20 protein-coding genes are annotated in these 15,576 nt (G+C 62.6%); 8 read left to right on the forward strand and 12 right to left on the reverse strand.

The window, feature by feature from the left end; all coding sequences use genetic code 11:
• Positions 1–225: 225 nt before the first annotated feature.
• Together TSA66_RS23525 and TSA66_RS23530 are read left to right on the forward strand one after the other, a co-directional pair.
• Positions 226–954: an SDR family oxidoreductase gene (locus TSA66_RS23525; protein ID WP_040041769.1), complete on the forward strand. Its 729-nt coding sequence runs from the start codon at positions 226–228 to the stop codon at positions 952–954.
• An 8-nt stretch (positions 955–962) separates the two neighbouring features.
• A complete protein-coding gene (locus TSA66_RS23530; RefSeq protein WP_040041770.1) occupies positions 963–1,175 on the forward strand; it encodes a DUF3820 family protein in 213 nt (70 codons plus the stop codon).
• Between the two features lie 15 nt (positions 1,176–1,190).
• On the opposite strand, the gene TSA66_RS23535 is transcribed toward TSA66_RS23530, so the two are convergent.
• Complete coding sequence (locus TSA66_RS23535; RefSeq protein WP_084199855.1) at positions 1,191–2,411, reverse strand: MFS transporter; 1,221 nt, start codon at positions 2,409–2,411, stop codon at positions 1,191–1,193.
• A gap of 105 nt (positions 2,412–2,516) precedes the next feature.
• On the opposite strand from TSA66_RS23535, the gene TSA66_RS23540 reads away from it, so the two are divergent.
• The 3 genes from TSA66_RS23540 (at position 2,517) to TSA66_RS23550 (ending at position 4,273) form a co-directional block, all read left to right on the forward strand.
• The gene (locus TSA66_RS23540) at positions 2,517–3,410 is read left to right on the forward strand and encodes a LysR substrate-binding domain-containing protein (protein WP_040041771.1); all 894 of its coding nucleotides are present in this window, start codon (positions 2,517–2,519) and stop codon (positions 3,408–3,410) included.
• A gap of 142 nt (positions 3,411–3,552) precedes the next feature.
• Complete coding sequence (locus TSA66_RS23545; protein WP_040041772.1) at positions 3,553–3,834, forward strand: hypothetical protein; 282 nt, start codon at positions 3,553–3,555, stop codon at positions 3,832–3,834.
• A gap of 19 nt (positions 3,835–3,853) precedes the next feature.
• Positions 3,854–4,273: a DUF1810 domain-containing protein gene (locus TSA66_RS23550; protein ID WP_040041773.1), complete on the forward strand. Its 420-nt coding sequence runs from the start codon at positions 3,854–3,856 to the stop codon at positions 4,271–4,273.
• Here TSA66_RS23550 and TSA66_RS23555 read toward each other — a convergent pair whose 3' ends face one another.
• The gene (locus TSA66_RS23555) at positions 4,274–4,702 is read right to left on the reverse strand and encodes a hotdog fold thioesterase (protein WP_040041774.1); all 429 of its coding nucleotides are present in this window, start codon (positions 4,700–4,702) and stop codon (positions 4,274–4,276) included.
• Positions 4,703–4,810: 108 nt separating this feature from the next.
• Here TSA66_RS23555 and TSA66_RS27200 point away from each other — a divergent pair, with 108 nt between their 5' ends.
• Positions 4,811–5,059, forward strand: a complete 249-nt coding sequence (locus TSA66_RS27200; RefSeq protein WP_157691768.1) for a hypothetical protein — start codon at positions 4,811–4,813, stop codon at positions 5,057–5,059.
• A 244-nt stretch (positions 5,060–5,303) separates the two neighbouring features.
• On the opposite strand, the gene TSA66_RS23560 is transcribed toward TSA66_RS27200, so the two are convergent.
• From TSA66_RS23560 to TSA66_RS23605, 10 genes are all read right to left on the reverse strand, one after another.
• A complete protein-coding gene (locus TSA66_RS23560; RefSeq protein WP_040041775.1) occupies positions 5,304–5,528 on the reverse strand; it encodes a hypothetical protein in 225 nt (74 codons plus the stop codon).
• Positions 5,529–5,622: 94 nt separating this feature from the next.
• Positions 5,623–6,636, reverse strand: a complete 1,014-nt coding sequence (locus tag TSA66_RS27470) for a TonB family protein (protein ID WP_198358877.1) — start codon at positions 6,634–6,636, stop codon at positions 5,623–5,625.
• Positions 6,637–6,781: 145 nt separating this feature from the next.
• Positions 6,782–8,911 (reverse strand): Ig-like domain-containing protein, encoded by a 2,130-nt coding sequence (locus TSA66_RS23570; RefSeq protein ID WP_040041776.1) that lies wholly within the window; start codon positions 8,909–8,911, stop codon positions 6,782–6,784.
• 208 nt (positions 8,912–9,119) lie between these two features.
• Entirely contained in the window at positions 9,120–9,452 is a 333-nt protein-coding gene (locus TSA66_RS23575) for a thioredoxin family protein (RefSeq protein WP_040041777.1), read from the reverse strand.
• A 42-nt stretch (positions 9,453–9,494) separates the two neighbouring features.
• Positions 9,495–10,169, reverse strand: a complete 675-nt coding sequence (locus tag TSA66_RS23580; protein WP_040041778.1) for a tRNA-uridine aminocarboxypropyltransferase — start codon at positions 10,167–10,169, stop codon at positions 9,495–9,497.
• The gene (locus tag TSA66_RS23585; RefSeq protein WP_198358879.1) at positions 10,166–11,023 is read right to left on the reverse strand and encodes a DMT family transporter; all 858 of its coding nucleotides are present in this window, start codon (positions 11,021–11,023) and stop codon (positions 10,166–10,168) included. Before TSA66_RS23585 ends, TSA66_RS23580 begins: the two co-directional genes overlap by 4 nt.
• Positions 11,005–11,427 carry a VOC family protein gene (locus tag TSA66_RS23590; RefSeq protein ID WP_040042936.1) on the reverse strand — a complete coding sequence of 141 codons (423 nt, stop codon included), beginning with the start codon at positions 11,425–11,427 and terminating at the stop codon, positions 11,005–11,007. Before TSA66_RS23590 ends, TSA66_RS23585 begins: the two co-directional genes overlap by 19 nt.
• Before the next feature lie 206 nt (positions 11,428–11,633).
• Positions 11,634–12,413, reverse strand: a complete 780-nt coding sequence (locus TSA66_RS23595) for a class I SAM-dependent methyltransferase (RefSeq protein ID WP_157691770.1) — start codon at positions 12,411–12,413, stop codon at positions 11,634–11,636.
• A 210-nt stretch (positions 12,414–12,623) separates the two neighbouring features.
• Positions 12,624–13,736, reverse strand: a complete 1,113-nt coding sequence (locus TSA66_RS23600; protein WP_052452555.1) for an alkene reductase — start codon at positions 13,734–13,736, stop codon at positions 12,624–12,626.
• Between the two features lie 44 nt (positions 13,737–13,780).
• A complete protein-coding gene (locus TSA66_RS23605) occupies positions 13,781–14,380 on the reverse strand; it encodes a TetR/AcrR family transcriptional regulator (RefSeq protein WP_040041781.1) in 600 nt (199 codons plus the stop codon).
• A 69-nt stretch (positions 14,381–14,449) separates the two neighbouring features.
• Here TSA66_RS23605 and TSA66_RS23610 point away from each other — a divergent pair, with 69 nt between their 5' ends.
• On the forward strand, positions 14,450–14,941 hold the full coding sequence (locus TSA66_RS23610) for a chemotaxis protein (protein WP_157691771.1): 492 nt from the start codon (positions 14,450–14,452) through the stop codon (positions 14,939–14,941).
• Positions 14,942–15,060: 119 nt separating this feature from the next.
• Complete coding sequence (locus TSA66_RS23615) at positions 15,061–15,516, forward strand: thioesterase family protein (protein WP_040041783.1); 456 nt, start codon at positions 15,061–15,063, stop codon at positions 15,514–15,516.
• Positions 15,517–15,576 lie beyond the last annotated feature (60 nt).

The raw sequence follows: 15,576 nt of genomic DNA on the forward strand, positions 1-15,576 counted from the left end.
CTTTAAAAAGCGTATTTGGCAACTGTTGCCAGATGCCAAGTATATAGCGTTCCGCTCACATTTCGAGCAATCAACACTTTCATTCGCGCAAAATTCCAACAAAGTCGTGCGCAAATGCCCCCGTGCTTATTGGCCGGACTGCGATTTGCTGTCAAAAAGCGCCAGCTTTCCCGAATGCGGGACGTACAATTCCGGCGATACGATGCACAACCCTGACGAGGTTTGATGATGAAAGCCATTCTCACCGGACATACCCGCGGGCTGGGCGCGGCCATCGCGGCGCAGCTTCTTTGCCGCGATATCCCCGTGCTGGGCCTGTCGCGCAGCAGAAACCACGAACTGGAAAACCGCTTCAAGACGGCGCTGCAGCAAGTCGAGCTCGACCTTGCCGATGCCGGCGCCGTTGCGCACTGGCTGGCCGGCGGCGCGTTGCGCGCCTTCGTTGCGGACTGCGACACCGTCCTGCTCATCAACAATGCCGGCACGGTGCAGCCGGTCGGCCCGCTGGCGATGCAGGATCCGGCGGCCATTGCGCGCGCCATCGCCCTGAACGTGGCCACGCCCCTGATGCTCGCCGCCGCCCTGGCGCAAGCCGCAAGCACCGCGCGCGAGCGGCGCATCCTGCATGTATCGAGCGGCGCCGGCCGCAATGCCTACCCCGGCTGGAGCGTGTATTGCGCCACCAAGGCGGCGCTGGACCAGCATGCGCGTGCGGCGGTGCTGGACAATAGCGACGGGCTGAGCATCTGCAGCCTCGCGCCGGGCGTGATCGATACCGGCATGCAAGCCGAGATCCGTGCGAGTTCGCTGGAACAATTCCCGCTGCGCGAGCGGTTCGACGCGCTCAAGCGCGACGGCGCACTCACCCGCCCGGAAGACGGCGCCGCGCGCCTGGTCGATTACCTGCTGAGCGACAGATTCGGCCGCGATCCGGCAGCCGACTTGCGCAGCTGAGAGCCCTTATGACACCCGAATACCTGGAATTGCTGGTCACGCGGGAAATGCCGTTCGGGAAGTACAAGGGTCGCCTGCTGGCCGACTTGCCCGGGCATTATCTCGGCTGGTTCGCGCGGGAAGGCTTTCCACACGGCGAGCTGGGCAAGCTGCTGGAGCTGATGTACGAGCTGGACCACAACGCGCTGCGCCACCTGCTCGATCCGCTGCGGCAGCGGTAAGGCGCCGCCCTGCCTTCACGCCCGCGCAGGCAGGCGTCGCAGGCTCAGGGCAAGCAGCAGGCAAAAGCCGACGCACACCGACAGGACGATGACGATGCCGGTCCAGCCATCGACTTCCCACAACGCGCCGCCGAGCGGCCCGATCAGGCTGCCGCCGAGGTAATAGCAGAACAGGTAGATGGCCGAGGCGAGCGAACGGTATTCCGTGGCGCGCCGGCCGACCCAGCTGCTGGCGATGGAATGCGTGCCGAAAAAGCCGAACGTAAACAACGCGAGGCCGGGGATGATCACCAGCAGGCTGTCGGCCAGCGTCAGCAGCAGGCCCGCCAACGTCGTTGCCACCGCCATCCACAGCACCTGCCGCCGCCCGAAACGGTCAGCCAGTTTCCCCATCGCCACCGAACTGAACATGCCGACCACGTACAGCGTGAAGATGAAGCTCAAGACCGTCTGGCTGAGTCCGAAGCGCGGATCGAGCAGGCGAAAACCAAGATAGTTGTAGACGCTGATGAACGCGCCCATCATCAGAAAGGCGATCATGAACAGCTTGGGCAGGCCCGCATCCTGCAAGTGCCGCACGGCGGCCGCGGCGGCGCCGGGAATGTCGATGTCGCGCGGGCGGAAGTTGCGCGAAGGCGGCAACCTGCGCCGGAATTCGAATGCCATCAGCAGCGCGGCCACGCCGATGACGGCCATTGCCGTGCGCCAGGAAAAATGGTCGGCCATGACGGACGCGGCCACCCGGCCCAGCATCCCGCCCAGCGCCGCACCCGCGATGTACTGCCCCATGGCCAAGCCGAGCGCCTTGGCCTCGATTTCCTCGGTCAGGTACGCCATGGCCACGGCAGGAAGGCCGGCTAGGGCGACGCCGAGGACGCCGCGCAGCACCAGCAGCTGCCCGAAACCGCCGACGGCGGCGCAGGCGATGGTGGTGACAGCGGACACGAACAGGGCGACGGTCATGGTCGCGGTGCGGCCCAGACGGTCGGACATGACGCTCGACAGCAGCAGGCATACCGCGAGGGCGATCGTGGAGACCGACATCGCCCAGCTGCTTTGCATCGGAGACACGTGGAATTCAGCCGTGAACAAGGGCAGCAACGGCTGCACGCAGTTCAGCATCGCAAAGGTGGCGAACCCGCCGAGAAAAACGGCGCGGTTGGCGTTCCTGAGGTGGTCCTTCATTTCTTGCGCGGCAGACAGTGCGGCCACGGCTGCGGGTGAACAGGTCGACATGGTGGGGAGGCCCGGTGAGATGCTGACCCCATGGTAGGCTTGCGCACTTATTCAGTCCAATATATCTTTAGCGATGTTTTTATATCGAAACGAGATAACAGAAAAATGGAATTGCGCCGCCTGCGCTACTTCGTCGCCGTCGCCGAGGAGCTGCATTTCAGCCGTGCCGCCGAGCGCCTGCACATCGGGCAGCCGCCCTTGAGCCAGCAGATCCAGCTGCTCGAGGAAGAGCTGGGCGTGCAACTGCTGGAGCGCACCCGGCGCTGGGTGAAACTGACGGAAGCCGGCCGCCTGTTCCTGGAAGATGCGCGACGCATCCTGGCGCTGTCGGAACAGGCGGTGGAGACGGCGCGGCGCGCCGAGCGCGGCGAAGTCGGCGAACTGCGCATCGGCTTCACCTCGTCGACGCCGCTGACGGAAGCCTTCAACAAGGCTGTCAATGCATATCGCAAGGCGTTCCCGCGCGTGACGCTGTCGCTGTCGGAAATGCCGACGCTGCGCCAGGTGGAGGCGATCCGGGAGCAGCGCATCGACCTCGGCTTTCTGCGCCCGCCGGAAGCGTCGCTGTCGCGCGAGGTGGCGCTGACGCCATTGCGGCGCGATCCGCTGATGCTGGTGGCGCCCAGCAGCCATGCGCTGATGCGGCGCGCCTCGGTCGCCATCAAGGAGCTGTCCGACCAGCCGTTCGTGATGTTTTCCGCCGACGCCGGCACCGGCGTGCAGTCGCTGGTGCTGCGCCTGTGCCGCGAGGCTGGATTCGAGCCGAAGACCGCGCTGCAGGCGCGCGAGGGATCGACCATCATCGGCCTGGTCGCGGCCGGCTGCGGCATTGCCATCCTGCCCGAGTCGTTCAATGCCATCCGCATCAAGGGCGTGGGCTACCTGCCGCTAGCGGACCGCGCCGCGAAAACGCAGCTCATGCTCGCCCGGCATACCACCCACCGCTCCGCCCTGGCCGATTCCTTCGTCGAACTCGCCCTGCGCGCGGTCGCCAAATAGCAAACACTCCAGGCCGCCGCTGCGCGGCCAGCGGCGGGCGACTGGAAAGAGTGTTAATCAGCACGTCCCCGACCGGGCGGGAACCATTTCCCCGCCGGGCCAGCTCCAAGTAACATCGCGCTCTTGAGCACGAAAGCTTACGATGGAAAAATTTCTAATTCAAAACGAGTTCGGCCAGCCGCAGGAATTGCTAGGCGAAGAAATTGTCGTGCCCGGCTTCGAAGAACTACAGTTCATCCTGCATGCATGGCTGTACGACAAGCGCGGCGGCTGGGCAGTGACGGAACGCTCTTCCGGCAAGCGAATCACCAGCGGCCCGCAGGGCACCGAGCATCTGGCCCAAGAACAGCTGGAGCGGCAACTGCGCCTGCATGGCAAGGACGCGCTGATGCGCGTGCTGGGCAAGGGACCGCTGTCGAGCTAAGCGCCTGTTTGAAAACGTCATGCACGACCAATACCACCTGCAACGCTTCGTCGACGCGCAGCAACCGGTCTATGCAACCGTCTGCGCGGAATTGCGCGCGGGCCGCAAGCGCAGCCACTGGATGTGGTTCATCTTCCCGCAGATCGCGGGCCTGGGACATAGCGCCATGGCGCAGCGCTTTGCGCTGTCGTCGCTGGAGGAAGCGCGCGCCTATCTGGCGCATCCGCTGCTCGGCGCCCGGCTGCGCGAATGCAGCGGCATCGTCGCGTCGCTGGAGGAGCGCTCGGCGGAGGACATCTTCGGCTATCCCGACGACCTGAAATTCCGTTCGTCGATGACGCTGTTCGCGCAGGCCGACGACGGCGCTTCCGTCTTCGATGCCTGCCTGCGCAAGTACTTCGGCGGCGAGCCGGATCGCGCCACGCTCGACCGGCTCTGATCAGCGCTGGCGATCGACGACCGCCATGGTCAGCCGCGAGATGCAGACCAGCTGGCCGGCATCGTCCACGATGCGGATCTCCCACACCTGGGTGGTGCGTCCCAAGTGAAACGGGCGAGCGGTCGCGCTCACCCATCCGGCCCGCGCGCCGCGCACATGGTTGGCGTTGATGTCGAGGCCGACGCAATACGACCGCTCTTCATCCACGCACAGATTGGCGGCGCAACTGCCCACCGTTTCCGCCAGCAGGACCGACGCGCCGCCATGCAGGATGCCGAACGGCTGCACGGTGCGCGCGTCGACCGGCATGCGCGCCGACAGCCAGTCGTCGCCGATGCCGGTGAATTCGATGCCGAGCCGCTCGGCGGCGGTATTCCTGTTCCAGTTCTGCAGGTCTTCCAGGCTTTTTTCTTTTTTCCAGATTGGCATAAGGTTTGATGTGAATCGAGCAGGCAGGATCGCCTTTTTGTTGTAGCGACAATTTTACGGCGTTACTCCAAATCATGCCGTGGGACAAAGCGATGCGCGGCTTTTTTCATGCCCGCACCGTTAGCGAGACAAGAAGCACAAGCCGCCTCCTGGCCAGTTGCCGCCACTGATGATGCCTTGATGCACTTCGATCACTCGCCGGACGTTTCCGGTATCAGCGACGCAGGTGCATTTGCCAGATCAACTGGAAAGCCGCGTAAATTTCACTCCCCATCTCTCATGGACTTTCTTCTTGAAAATCCAACCGATTTTGGTGCCCCGGCGGCCTTCAACGATGATATCTTTAGCCGGTGTTAACTGAATAAAAACGTTAACGACTGTGCACTGGAGCACACATTCTCTCCTCCACCCTCAAGTTTCCGTTCCAAGTGCCACTTACCTTCACTGCAATTCAATGCAACTTCCATAGGCAGCTTGACACTCATTGGCTCCATCGTCCGGTCGATATCTTCTCCGACAGCATCAACTGTAATGATGTCTCCTTGCTCATGTTGCCGTACCAAGACTCGCTCTGGATGGACGATTTGATTCATTCCAACTATTAAGGCGAACCTGTCAAATCGAGATATTGGATTTGCGGCGCGATATTCGGCGTCAACTCTGGCGTCACCACCTTCTCTTCATAATGTATCCATTCTCCGTAAAATTCATACTGCCCTGAGAGATTAGGGCAGCTACTGGCCCTCTGATTTAATTCCTCAACGACAGCATTTTGCGATAATGCCAAGAAAGTAATCACCACAATCAGCGATTTAATTTGCGGCATCACACATTCTCAGAATGTCAACCATGAAATATGAACCTGAATTAAATCGGCAAATATTTCGAGTCACGATTCTTCTTTTTATTTATTGATACGCTTATTCTAATTTCCAAACAACAGGCACTCTTACCCAAGCCTTGACGACGCTACCGTCTTTGCTGGCCGGATGAAATTTACAGGACCACATGGCTGCTTGAGCGGCATTATCTAGCTTTGCGTACCCACTTGAGTTCAGAACAATTGCGCTTGCGACCTGCCCATCTGTGTCAATCAAGAGCGCCAGTAACGTAGCACCTTGTTCACCCTTTCGCCGGGATGGGGCAGGATAATCTGGCATGTCGCAAGGTTTCAAATAGGCGGCCGATTCGTTGCCCGCTTTGGACGTATTCGGCAGAGGCGCATTCTTCCTATCCGCTTCATATGTGGCCAATTCTTTTCTGATCAGATCAAGCTCCATCCTACGATGTTCAATTTGAGCCAATGCAGAGTTGTACAAAGGGCGCAATTCCTCGCTCTTCGCACGATCCGCAGTATTCTTAAATGTCGCGAGCGTTTCTTGCTTGTTCTCACTACATTCGTACGCGATGACAAGCGCCGATATGGCGTCTCTCCGTTTTCCTTGGTTCGCAAGTGAGAGCGCCAGTGCTGTCCATGTTGTCGACGTCAGTGGAACAAGCCGCAGCGATGACTTGAAGATAGTTTCTGCTTCCTTATTGCGCCCAGCGAAAAGCAAAGATTTGCCGAGCAAATACAACATCTCTTCGGATTGCGGCGCGAGGTTTGTCGCCTCGGTGAGAGGAGGAATCGCTCCGGCAAAATCTTCCTCTTCCATTTTGCGAATTCCGTCTGCTATCAAATGGTGGGAGCTTGAAGGTGGGCGCGACATCCCATATCTCACCAATGCGACCGGCGGTTTCATAATGCGCATCATTGCTTGATATACCAGCTTGGCATTGAACGGATTACCGGCGGACAGAACTACGCTGATCTCGTCATCGGTGGGCTTTTCAAACTGATCCAGAATATCCTGCGCAACATGCGCGAAACATAATTGGCATGCAAAAGATGTTGCGCAGGCGGCCTTGAGTCGTCTCAGATTTTTTCGATTCATTCAATAAGACTCAATAAAGCAATCACTTGCCTGGAATGTCTGATGCTCAGTACGCAGCGAGTTTGACCCTGGTGTCTTTTCCCTTACGTCGCTCTATGAAAAAAGGGTACGTCCCAAACGTACCCTTTTTCATTGCATTCGCCGATTACGGCAGATAGCTCAGCGTTTCCGGCAGCGGCGGATTGACCGGCACTTCGAAGAAGGGACCGGCGCCGTCCGGATCGATTACCGTGGCACCATGGGTCGCGAAGAACACCGCCATCTGCTGCTGCGCGCCCACCGCATACGGCGCTGCCGCGGCGATGCCGATGTTGGTCAGGAAGGTGTGCGGATTCTTCGGCACGCCCGGATTGGCGGCATGGGCCAGGTCGTTGCGGAACAGCGTGGCATTGCCAGCCAGCCCGCCTGCGCGCAGGATCGCCGTGGTGGTCGGATTAGGCACGGTGCCGTCGCCCTTGGCGAACTGGAACAGCACCGGCTTGGCCGCGCTGCCCGGCAGCGGCTGCAGGCGGATGAATGGCGCGTATGCTACCGGGTTGCCGGCCTGCTGCACCCACTCATTGCGATCCAGTAACTGCGCAATCGCCATTGCACCAGGCACGTTGTTGACGACCGGCGCCTGGTCGCGCAACGGGATGTTTTCATTGAAGGCGATGCCGCTTGCGTCGTTGACGTTGATCAGCGACGGCACGCGCGTGGCCAACGCAAAGCCGGTCAGCGGGCGGAATGCGCCCAGCCGCGCCACTTCGGCAATCGAGCCGCCCGCCACGTTCGGCACGCCGGCCTTGATGTTGGGCTCGACGCCGAGCAGGATGGTGCCGTAGATGCCGCCGAACGACTGCCCCGCATAGTAGATGCGCTGCGCATTGAGGTCGGCCGTGCCGTCGCCGTCGAGGTCCATGCCGGTTTCGACTTCGCGCACGAGTTGCATCAGGTCGATCACAGTCTGGCGCAGGCCGTCGCGGTTGCTGATGATGGTGCGCGGCGGCGCGGCGTTGACGCCTTCGGTCGAATCGATGGTGCCGTTGCCATCCTGGTCGATGCCGCGCCCGCCGGCGCTGATCGTGACCGGCTCGCCGGCGGTGCGTTGCACGGTAAGCGTGCCGAGCGCGCCGCCGCCATGGCCGACGACGTTGATCGACAGCGTGGCGATGCCGCGCGAGGCGAGCACCGAAGCCACCGCCCATGGTGCGCCGTACATGCTGTCGGTGAAGCCGTGGCCGAAGATCGCCACCGGCCAGCCGCCGGCCGGCTTAGTTCCGGCGGGCACGAACAGCTGGAACATCAATGCGTTGCTGCCCTGCGGCTGCGGCTGGCCGGTCAGGGTGCCGGTGGCGGGGATGAATTTGCCTGCCGTCTGGTAATCGGGCGAGTTGAACCTGCCGTAGGCGATCTGCCCGACCGCGCCCGGGACAACGTGCAGCGCCGCCAGCGGCAATGCCGACGGCGTGAAGGCGGGCGCGCTGCCGGTCTGGCGGTTGAACTGGATGCCGGTGAGGCCGGCCAGCGGGAACACGGCGCGCACCGTATTGCCGGCACTGCTGCCGACCATGAAGCTGGCCGGCGCCGGCGTGCTCTGCTTGATGCGGCGCATGATCTTATACAGGTCGGCGCTGATGCTCTGGGTGGTAAACAGGCTGGCCGCCACCAGCTTGTGCTTACCGAAATGGCGCTGCCGCGCCGCGTCGCGCAACTCGCGCAGGTACTCGCTGCTGTCACGGACCTGCCCGGCGCCGAACATGTCGCCCAAGCCATCCGACTTGAGCGGCTTGCCGCTCGCATCGCGCACGCCGTCGGTGATGACCAGCAAATAGCGCGAATGCTCGTTGAGCAAGGCATCCGACTCGACGGCCAGCGTCCTGGTTTCCGGGTCCCACAACACTTGATTGATGCCGACTTTCTGCCCGGCGCCCGCCATGGTCAGGGTATCGCCCAGGTTCAGCAGGAAGACCGTGTCGCTGTTGACGCTGCTTACGTCGATATCACCGGTAAACGGAATCGTGATGCGCGGCTGGGTGGAAAAGCCGTCGAGCGTGTTGATGACGTCAATATCGGCGCAGTCGCTGGGGCGCACCGCGCAATTCGGCTTGGGCAGGTTGACGCGGCGGTACGTGTTTTGCGACCAGTCCGCCACCGTGAAGCGGTTCGATGGAAAGGGGCCGGCGGCCGGGTCGGACAGGTCGAACTTCACGCTGACGCCATCGGCCAGCGCCGCCAGCGGCAGGCACGACAATACCAGGGCAGCCGCCAGCCGGCGGCCAGATGAACGGTACATGCTTGTCTCCTCTTTTTGGATTGTTCTGGGTGCGGGGATTAAGCCGGCTGGAATGGAAGGCAGTTGCAGGCTTAACTCTTGTCACAGTAGCGAGGTCTCAAGCAGGAAATCTTGTTGGTTATCAAGTTTGTGCTTGTGACATCGTCACTGGCGCTGCAAGGTCAAGCCCGGCTTGTCGCGGCCGGAAAGAGGAGACAGGGCGCGGCGCTCAGCTAGCGCGGTCGATTTGCGCGAGCGCATCGCGAATGGCGCGCGCATCGCCCGGACGCACCAGACGGGCGACTTCCTTGCCGTTGTCGAGGAAGATCAGCGTCGGCCACAGCTTGACCCGGTACGAGCGCCCGAGCGGCCGGCCTCTGCCGTCCTCGACCTTGATGTGCCGCACCTGCGGATGGGCGGCGAAGGCGTCCGCCAGCAGGGGTTGCGCGGCCCGGCAGAAGCCGCACCAGGGCGCGCCGAATTCGAGCACGGCCGGGCCGTCGAGCGAATCGATTTGCGCACGCTCCGGTTCGGTCGCGGCATAGACGTCGTTCATCGCCATGTTGGCCCCTCGCTGTCACGGAAAATTCTGTCGCCTTTTAGCTTAGCAGCTCTGTCCGGCCGGCGCTTGCTGCGGGCGGAAAGCCAGCTGCTGCGCCACGAAGCCGTTGAACGCCTGGAGCAGGGGCCGGTATTTCGCCTCATCCTGTTCGAGGTGCATCAGCGCGTAACAGGCCGCTTCCAGCGTGGACAACTGGTGCGCGCCATGGGCCTTGCGGATCAGGTATTGCGAAGCGGGCGGCTCCCGCAGGGCCAGGCGCGGCAACGCTTGCAGCAGAGGGTTGGCATAGAGCATTTTCCGGCTCTTGCGCCAGGTGCCATCCAGCACCACGAGCCGCAGCCGGCCGGGGTCGTCCAGCGGCACACCGGCCAGCGGCGGTACTGGCGCGGTGCCCGCCGGCGTGTCGGGATACAGCAGGATGGCATGCCGGGGCGGCGCCTGCGATTTGCTGGCTTGCGTGCATGGCGCGAATGGCTCGTGCAGAAGCGCCGACAACTCCTGTTCGGCGAACGCTTCGCCGACGGCCAGCCGGCTGTGCGGCAGGCACAGGTGCAGCAGCCGCGCGCTGCCCTTGGCGTGGCCGACTTCCAGCGGATGCTGCAACACGAGCACCTCGACCGCATGTGCGACCGGTATCACCCACTGGCAGATGCAGGCCGACTGCGCGCGCTGGCAGCGGGCGCAGACAGGGCGGCGTGCGGAAGAACTCGAGGTCATCGGTGCCGGTTCAGGATGACAAGCGCGATTCCGCCAAGAATCGCCACCGCGGCCAGCACGATGCGCAGCGTGACAGGTTCGCCGAGGAACAAGATGCCGCCCAGGGCGGCAATGACCGGAACGCTGAGCTGCAAGGTCGATGCCGTCGTCGCCCTCAGCGCCGGCAGCACCGTGTACCACAACGCATAACCGATGCCCGAAGTGAGGGCTCCGGAGGCGACCGCATAGCCGACGCCTGCCGCATCAAGCCGGGCGCTGCCTGCCATGATGAGGCTGAGCATGGCGGCAAACAGCGTGGCGCGGCAAAAATTGCCGGCCGTAACAGCGGTCGGATCGCCCGCCCCTTTGCCGCGCAGCGAATAGATGCCCCACGCGGCGCCGGCAGCCAGCATCAGGACGGCGCCCTGCAGCGGCGGCGCCGACAGCCCCGGCAGCAAGAGGCCGGCCAATCCCCCCAGCGCCAGCAGCAGCCCCAGCAGTTGCATGGCGCGCAGGCGCTCGCCGCTCCAGATGCCATAGCCGACCATGGTGGCCTGGACCGCGCCGAACAGCAGCAGCGCGCCGGTGCCGGCGGGCAGGCTGGTGTAGGCATAGGAAAAGCCGCCGGCATACGCAAACAGCGCGAATGCCGACAGCCAGCTGCCGCGCCCGTCCAGGCGCGCGCCGCGCTGGCGCACCAGTAGCCAGAGCACGAGCGCGCCGGATGCAATGCGGATCGTGGTGAAGCTGGCCGCATCGATGCCGGTGTGCTTGAGCGCGGCGCGGCACAGCAAGGAGTTGCCGGCGAACGCGATCATCGTAACCGCGACCAGCGCGGCCAGGGCAAGCGGCCGCCTCACAGCGGAGCTGTCCATTGCGGATTCCATACCACCTCCCATAAATGCCCGTCTGGGTCCTGGAAGTATCCGGCATAGCCGCCCCAGAACGTGTCGTGCGCCGGCTTGATGATGGCGGCACCGGCGCGCTGCGCCTGCTGCATCACGCTGTCGACTTCGTCCCTGGACGCTACGTTGTGGCCCAGGGTCATGTCGGTGGCGCCGGGCGGCGACTGCGCTAGGTCCGTGTCGTGCGCAATGCTGTCGCGCGGCCAGAGCGCGAGCTTCAAGCCAGCCTGCAAATCGAAAAAGGCAACGGCGCCATGGGCGAATTGCTGGCCGACGATGCCTTGCGTGGCCAGGCCTAAGCCGTCGCGATAGAAGCGCAGCGCGCGTTCGAGGTCGTCGACGCCGAGGGTAATGACGGTAATGCGCGGTTTCATCTGGATGGACTCCATCGGTACGTCGCCAGCGGCGAGGACGCGGCCGGCAACTGCCAGCGCATCCGGGACAAGCCGGGCGTGGGTCACATCGTACACCGGGAGCGTGGGAAGTACGAAAAGCGCGTAAAGGGTTGGCGCGCGGCCCGGCCGCCCCGGCGGCGATTGATGACGGCGGGATGGAAGGCGTGACGCCGGGGCCAGCGCCCTTACTGCTTGGTGGCGGCGATGACTTGAAAATTTCCGAAGAAATACGTGGTGCGTTCGCAGCGCCAGTTGCCGGTGTTTTCCAGGTGACGAACGGGGTCGTGGCTATCCCACAGCGCCAGGCCCAGCGGCTCGAACACCTTGAAGTAGGCCCAGCTCAGGGTGCGCAACAGGCGCACGCTGGGGCGGTGGAATTCGGCGACGAAGAGTTTGCCGCCCGGTTCGAGCAGGCGCCCCGCCTCGTTGAGCGTCTGCCCTTTCAGATGGTGCGGCAGTTCGTGCAGCAGAAAGAAAATGACGTTGGCGGCGGCGATGCCATCTTCCTGCTGCATGCAGGTAGCGTTTTCCTCGACATATTCCACCTGGTCGGCAAAGGCGGCGAGCTTGCCCCTGGCATGATCGAGCTCGTTGGCAATGAGGTCGGCGACGATGACGCGCTCGGCACCGCTTTGCAGCGCCGCCTTCACGATGCGCGGCATGACGTTGCCGAAGGCGCAGGACGTGATCAGCAGCTTCTTGTTCGTCAAGTCCATCTGCCGGATGTCGGCAACGATCTTCGAGACAAGACGGCGGTACTGGAACAGCAGGATGGCCGAGATAACCGGCTGGAAGTCGACAGCCCTGATGAGCCGCATGTTCGAATAGACCGGGTAGACATGCGCGCTTGCGGTTTTCCCTGCGGACGTCATGGCGCGCACCATCAGCGCGCCGCGGGTCACGACAAAGAAAAACAGGGCGGTCAGGGCCAATAGGGCGAACACGCCGACCGCTGCGTTCGTCATCCACGCATTCATTACATTTCCTCGACAGAAAAGGCCAATGCCCTTCGGGTTGAGGGCCGGTTGATGTTTATGGGGAGTAAAAGCAATGCCATACAGCTATTGTTACACGGGGCGTGGAGTGACCGGGCAAAGAAAAAGCCGTGTGCGTGCACACGGCTTTGCTTGACCGGCTTGCCGCAGGAGCGCATTGCACGCTCCCGCGACGGCCGTTCAGTCCGGCAGAGCCGGATAGTCGATGTAGCCGTGCGGGCCGACTCCGCCATACAGCGGCGCGTCCTCGAACAGCGGGTTGAGCGGCGCATTCTCGCGGAAGCGGCGCACCAGGTCGGGGTTGCTGATGAACGGGCGGCCGAAGGACACCAGGTCGGCGCGGCCGCTGGTGATGGCCTCGATCGCCATTTCCTTGGTGTAGCCATTGTTGACCATCCAGATGCCGGAGTACAGGCGATGCAGCGCTTCGTAATCGAACGGCGCATTGTCGCGCGGACCGCCCGTGTGGCCTTCCACCACGTGGATGAAGACCGGGTGCAGCTTTTCGAGCTCGCGCACGACATACTCGAACAGCGGCTGCGGCGCGCTCTCGGACGAATCGTTGACTGGAGACACGGGCGAAATGCGGACGCCGGTGCGCTCGGCGCCGATTTCGCCGACCACGGCCTGCATCACTTCGAGCAGGAAGCGGGCGCGGTTCTCGATGCTGCCGCCGTAGCGGTCGACGCGCTTGTTCGAGCCGTCGCGCAGGAAGGCGTCGATCAGGTAGCCGTGGGCGCCGTGGATTTCGACGCCGTCGAAACCGGCCTTGATGGCATTGGCGGCGGCGGTGCGGAAGTCATCGACCACGCCGGCGATCTCGTCGGTTTCGAGCGCGCGCGGCACGGACGTATCGGCATAGCCGATGCCGGGGATATAGGTCTTGGCGTTGGCGGCGATGGCCGACGGCGCCACCGGCGCCTGTTCGTTCGGCTGGAACGCCACATGCGACATGCGGCCGGTATGCCACAGCTGCACGAAAATGCGGCCGCCGCGGCGGTGCACTTCGTCGGTCACTTTCTTCCATTCCGCGATCTGCTCGGGCGTATGCAGGCCCGGCGTGCTGGCGTAGCCTTGCGCGGTGTCGGACACCTGGGTCGCTTCGGCGATGATCAGCCCGACGGATGCGCGCTGCGCGTAATACTCGATGGTCATTTCGGCCGGCACGTTGCCCTTGTCGGCGCGATTGCGCGTCATCGGGGCCATGACGATGCGGTTCTTCAGTTCCAGCGGGCCCAATTTGATCGGCTGGAACAAGGCGTCTGCGAGGAATGGTTCCGTTTGTTTGCTCATGTTGTTGTCTGACTCACGGTTGAAGTGAAGGAAAAGGCCGGCAGTCACGCCGGGCGAAGGAATTGGTTCAGCATGAGGCCGACGCTGTCGCGCAGGGACGACACCGACTGCTCGATCTTCATGCGCAGCAGCGCGCCTTCCCAGACGTCCCACATGAGGGCGGCCAGCGCGGCGGCATCCATGTCGCTGCGCACTTCCCCTGCCGCCTGCGCGGCGCGCATGAGGTTGGCCAGGTTGGCGCGCCAGCCTTCCATAGCTGCGGCAAGGCGGCGGCGGCACAGGTCGCTGGACTCGGCCATCTCGGCGGCGAAGTTTCCGATCAGGCACCCCTTCCAGCAGGTGGCGCGCTCATGATGGGCGATCATCTGTTCGAAGGCATGGGAAATCGCCGCCAGCGGCTGCGGCGGCGCCGCGCTCATCATGAGCTCCCAGGTTTGCTGCAGCTGCTCGGCGTACTGGTCGATGATGGCGGCGGCGAACGCTTCCTTGCTGTCGAAATGGTTATAGAACGATCCTTTCGGCACGCCCGCCAAATCGGTGATTTGCTGGATGCCCGTGGCGTTATAGCCATGCAGCGAAAACAGCTCGCGACCGGCGGCGATGAGCTGGGTGGGGATCGTGGTTTTTCCAGAAATACGTGCCATGGAAAAATTATATGACCAGTCGTCTTAAAATGCAAATACTCAGTTGCCTCCCCTAACGGCAAGCCATCGATGAGCGGCATGGCTTCCATCCGACGGGGAGCCTGCTATGATTCAATGCTTGCCATATGGCAAATACAAGGCAACTCATTCTCACCCTGCATCGCCCCAGCCGAAGGCGACGCACGCAACTGTCATATCGAGGGCAACATGAATCTGGAAGATGCATTGGCAAAAGAAGGAGAAGTCAGGCCGAAACTCCTCGCTGCAATCGCTGGCCAATATCAACTCGACGTCAAGGGCGTCGCCAGGATCGACGCTTGCGTTCTTGGCAACTGGCTGCACGGCGAGGCGGAAAGCAAGTTCCCTCTGGTGAAGAGCTATACGCCATGCGTCGAAGCGCACGACGCCTTTCATGCGGAACTGGAAAAGGTCGTACGGCAAATAAACCTTGGCGAGTATGAACAGGCAAAAGCAATGCTCGGCAACGGCACGCCTTGCACCAAGGCATTCGTCGCAATGGTGGCGGCGACAAGGCAATTCAAAAAGGACGCGCGGCTGTAAGTTGCCGCCCTGCCCTGCGCGCGGTGTGCATTCGCCCTTGATTCGCCTCGCGTGCGCCGCAGGCGGCGGGTACAATCCTGCACGCCGCGCTGCGCGGCGCTTACCTCACGAAATTCACCATGGCCCGCCTGACACTTGAATTCCCCGAAGACCAGTACCTCTATTCCACTCAACTCACCGTGCGCGTGACCGATATCAACGGCGCGAACCACCTTGGCAACGATTCGATGATTTCGATGATTTCGGAAGCGCGGGCGCGATTCCTGTTCGAGTTCGGCATCGAGGAAACGCAGGGCGACGGCACCGGCATCATCGTCACCGACCTGGCCACCACCTACAAGACCGAGGCGCATGCGCGCGACCAGTTGCTGTTCGAAGTCGGCGTCATGGACTTCAACAAGTACGGCGGCGACATCACCTTCCGCATCACCCGCCCGCGCGACGGCGCACTCGTGGCGATGGCGAAGTCCGGCTTTGTCTTCTTCAACTACCGCAGCAAGAAAGTCGTGCCGATGCCGGAACTCTTCCATCGCAAGTTCGCAAAAGTGAACTGGATCGACAACAAGAGTAACTAGCGCTGCCCGTTTCATCCAGCCTTGGTTTGGCCGGAAGCGCGCGAACAACGGAGCGACTCC

The sequence above is a fragment of the Noviherbaspirillum autotrophicum genome (genome assembly GCF_000818395.1).
In the GTDB taxonomy this organism is placed as follows: domain Bacteria; phylum Pseudomonadota; class Gammaproteobacteria; order Burkholderiales; family Burkholderiaceae_D; genus Noviherbaspirillum; species Noviherbaspirillum autotrophicum.

What these genes read in the sequence shown, in the direction of transcription:
- TSA66_RS23595 (WP_157691770.1), bottom strand. Translation starts at nt 12,413, where the DNA reads ATGACGAACGCAGCGGTCGGCGTGTTCGCCCTATTGGCCCTGACCGCC.
- TSA66_RS23615 (WP_040041783.1), top strand. Translation starts at nt 15,061, where the DNA reads ATGGCCCGCCTGACACTTGAATTCCCCGAAGACCAGTACCTCTATTCC.
- TSA66_RS23545 (WP_040041772.1), top strand. Translation starts at nt 3,553, where the DNA reads ATGGAAAAATTTCTAATTCAAAACGAGTTCGGCCAGCCGCAGGAATTG.
- TSA66_RS23590 (WP_040042936.1), bottom strand. Translation starts at nt 11,427, where the DNA reads ATGAAACCGCGCATTACCGTCATTACCCTCGGCGTCGACGACCTCGAA.
- TSA66_RS23535 (WP_084199855.1), bottom strand. Translation starts at nt 2,411, where the DNA reads ATGTCGACCTGTTCACCCGCAGCCGTGGCCGCACTGTCTGCCGCGCAA.
- TSA66_RS23610 (WP_157691771.1), top strand. Translation starts at nt 14,450, where the DNA reads ATGAGCGGCATGGCTTCCATCCGACGGGGAGCCTGCTATGATTCAATG.
- TSA66_RS23580 (WP_040041778.1), bottom strand. Translation starts at nt 10,169, where the DNA reads ATGACCTCGAGTTCTTCCGCACGCCGCCCTGTCTGCGCCCGCTGCCAG.
- TSA66_RS23575 (WP_040041777.1), bottom strand. Translation starts at nt 9,452, where the DNA reads ATGGCGATGAACGACGTCTATGCCGCGACCGAACCGGAGCGTGCGCAA.
- TSA66_RS27470 (WP_198358877.1), bottom strand. Translation starts at nt 6,636, where the DNA reads ATGAATCGAAAAAATCTGAGACGACTCAAGGCCGCCTGCGCAACATCT.
- TSA66_RS23605 (WP_040041781.1), bottom strand. Translation starts at nt 14,380, where the DNA reads ATGGCACGTATTTCTGGAAAAACCACGATCCCCACCCAGCTCATCGCC.
- TSA66_RS23555 (WP_040041774.1), bottom strand. Translation starts at nt 4,702, where the DNA reads ATGCCAATCTGGAAAAAAGAAAAAAGCCTGGAAGACCTGCAGAACTGG.
- TSA66_RS23540 (WP_040041771.1), top strand. Translation starts at nt 2,517, where the DNA reads ATGGAATTGCGCCGCCTGCGCTACTTCGTCGCCGTCGCCGAGGAGCTG.
- TSA66_RS23530 (WP_040041770.1), top strand. Translation starts at nt 963, where the DNA reads ATGACACCCGAATACCTGGAATTGCTGGTCACGCGGGAAATGCCGTTC.
- TSA66_RS23570 (WP_040041776.1), bottom strand. Translation starts at nt 8,911, where the DNA reads ATGTACCGTTCATCTGGCCGCCGGCTGGCGGCTGCCCTGGTATTGTCG.
- TSA66_RS23600 (WP_052452555.1), bottom strand. Translation starts at nt 13,736, where the DNA reads ATGAGCAAACAAACGGAACCATTCCTCGCAGACGCCTTGTTCCAGCCG.
- TSA66_RS23585 (WP_198358879.1), bottom strand. Translation starts at nt 11,023, where the DNA reads ATGGACAGCTCCGCTGTGAGGCGGCCGCTTGCCCTGGCCGCGCTGGTC.
- TSA66_RS23550 (WP_040041773.1), top strand. Translation starts at nt 3,854, where the DNA reads ATGCACGACCAATACCACCTGCAACGCTTCGTCGACGCGCAGCAACCG.
- TSA66_RS23560 (WP_040041775.1), bottom strand. Translation starts at nt 5,528, where the DNA reads ATGCCGCAAATTAAATCGCTGATTGTGGTGATTACTTTCTTGGCATTA.
- TSA66_RS27200 (WP_157691768.1), top strand. Translation starts at nt 4,811, where the DNA reads ATGCCCGCACCGTTAGCGAGACAAGAAGCACAAGCCGCCTCCTGGCCA.
- TSA66_RS23525 (WP_040041769.1), top strand. Translation starts at nt 226, where the DNA reads ATGATGAAAGCCATTCTCACCGGACATACCCGCGGGCTGGGCGCGGCC.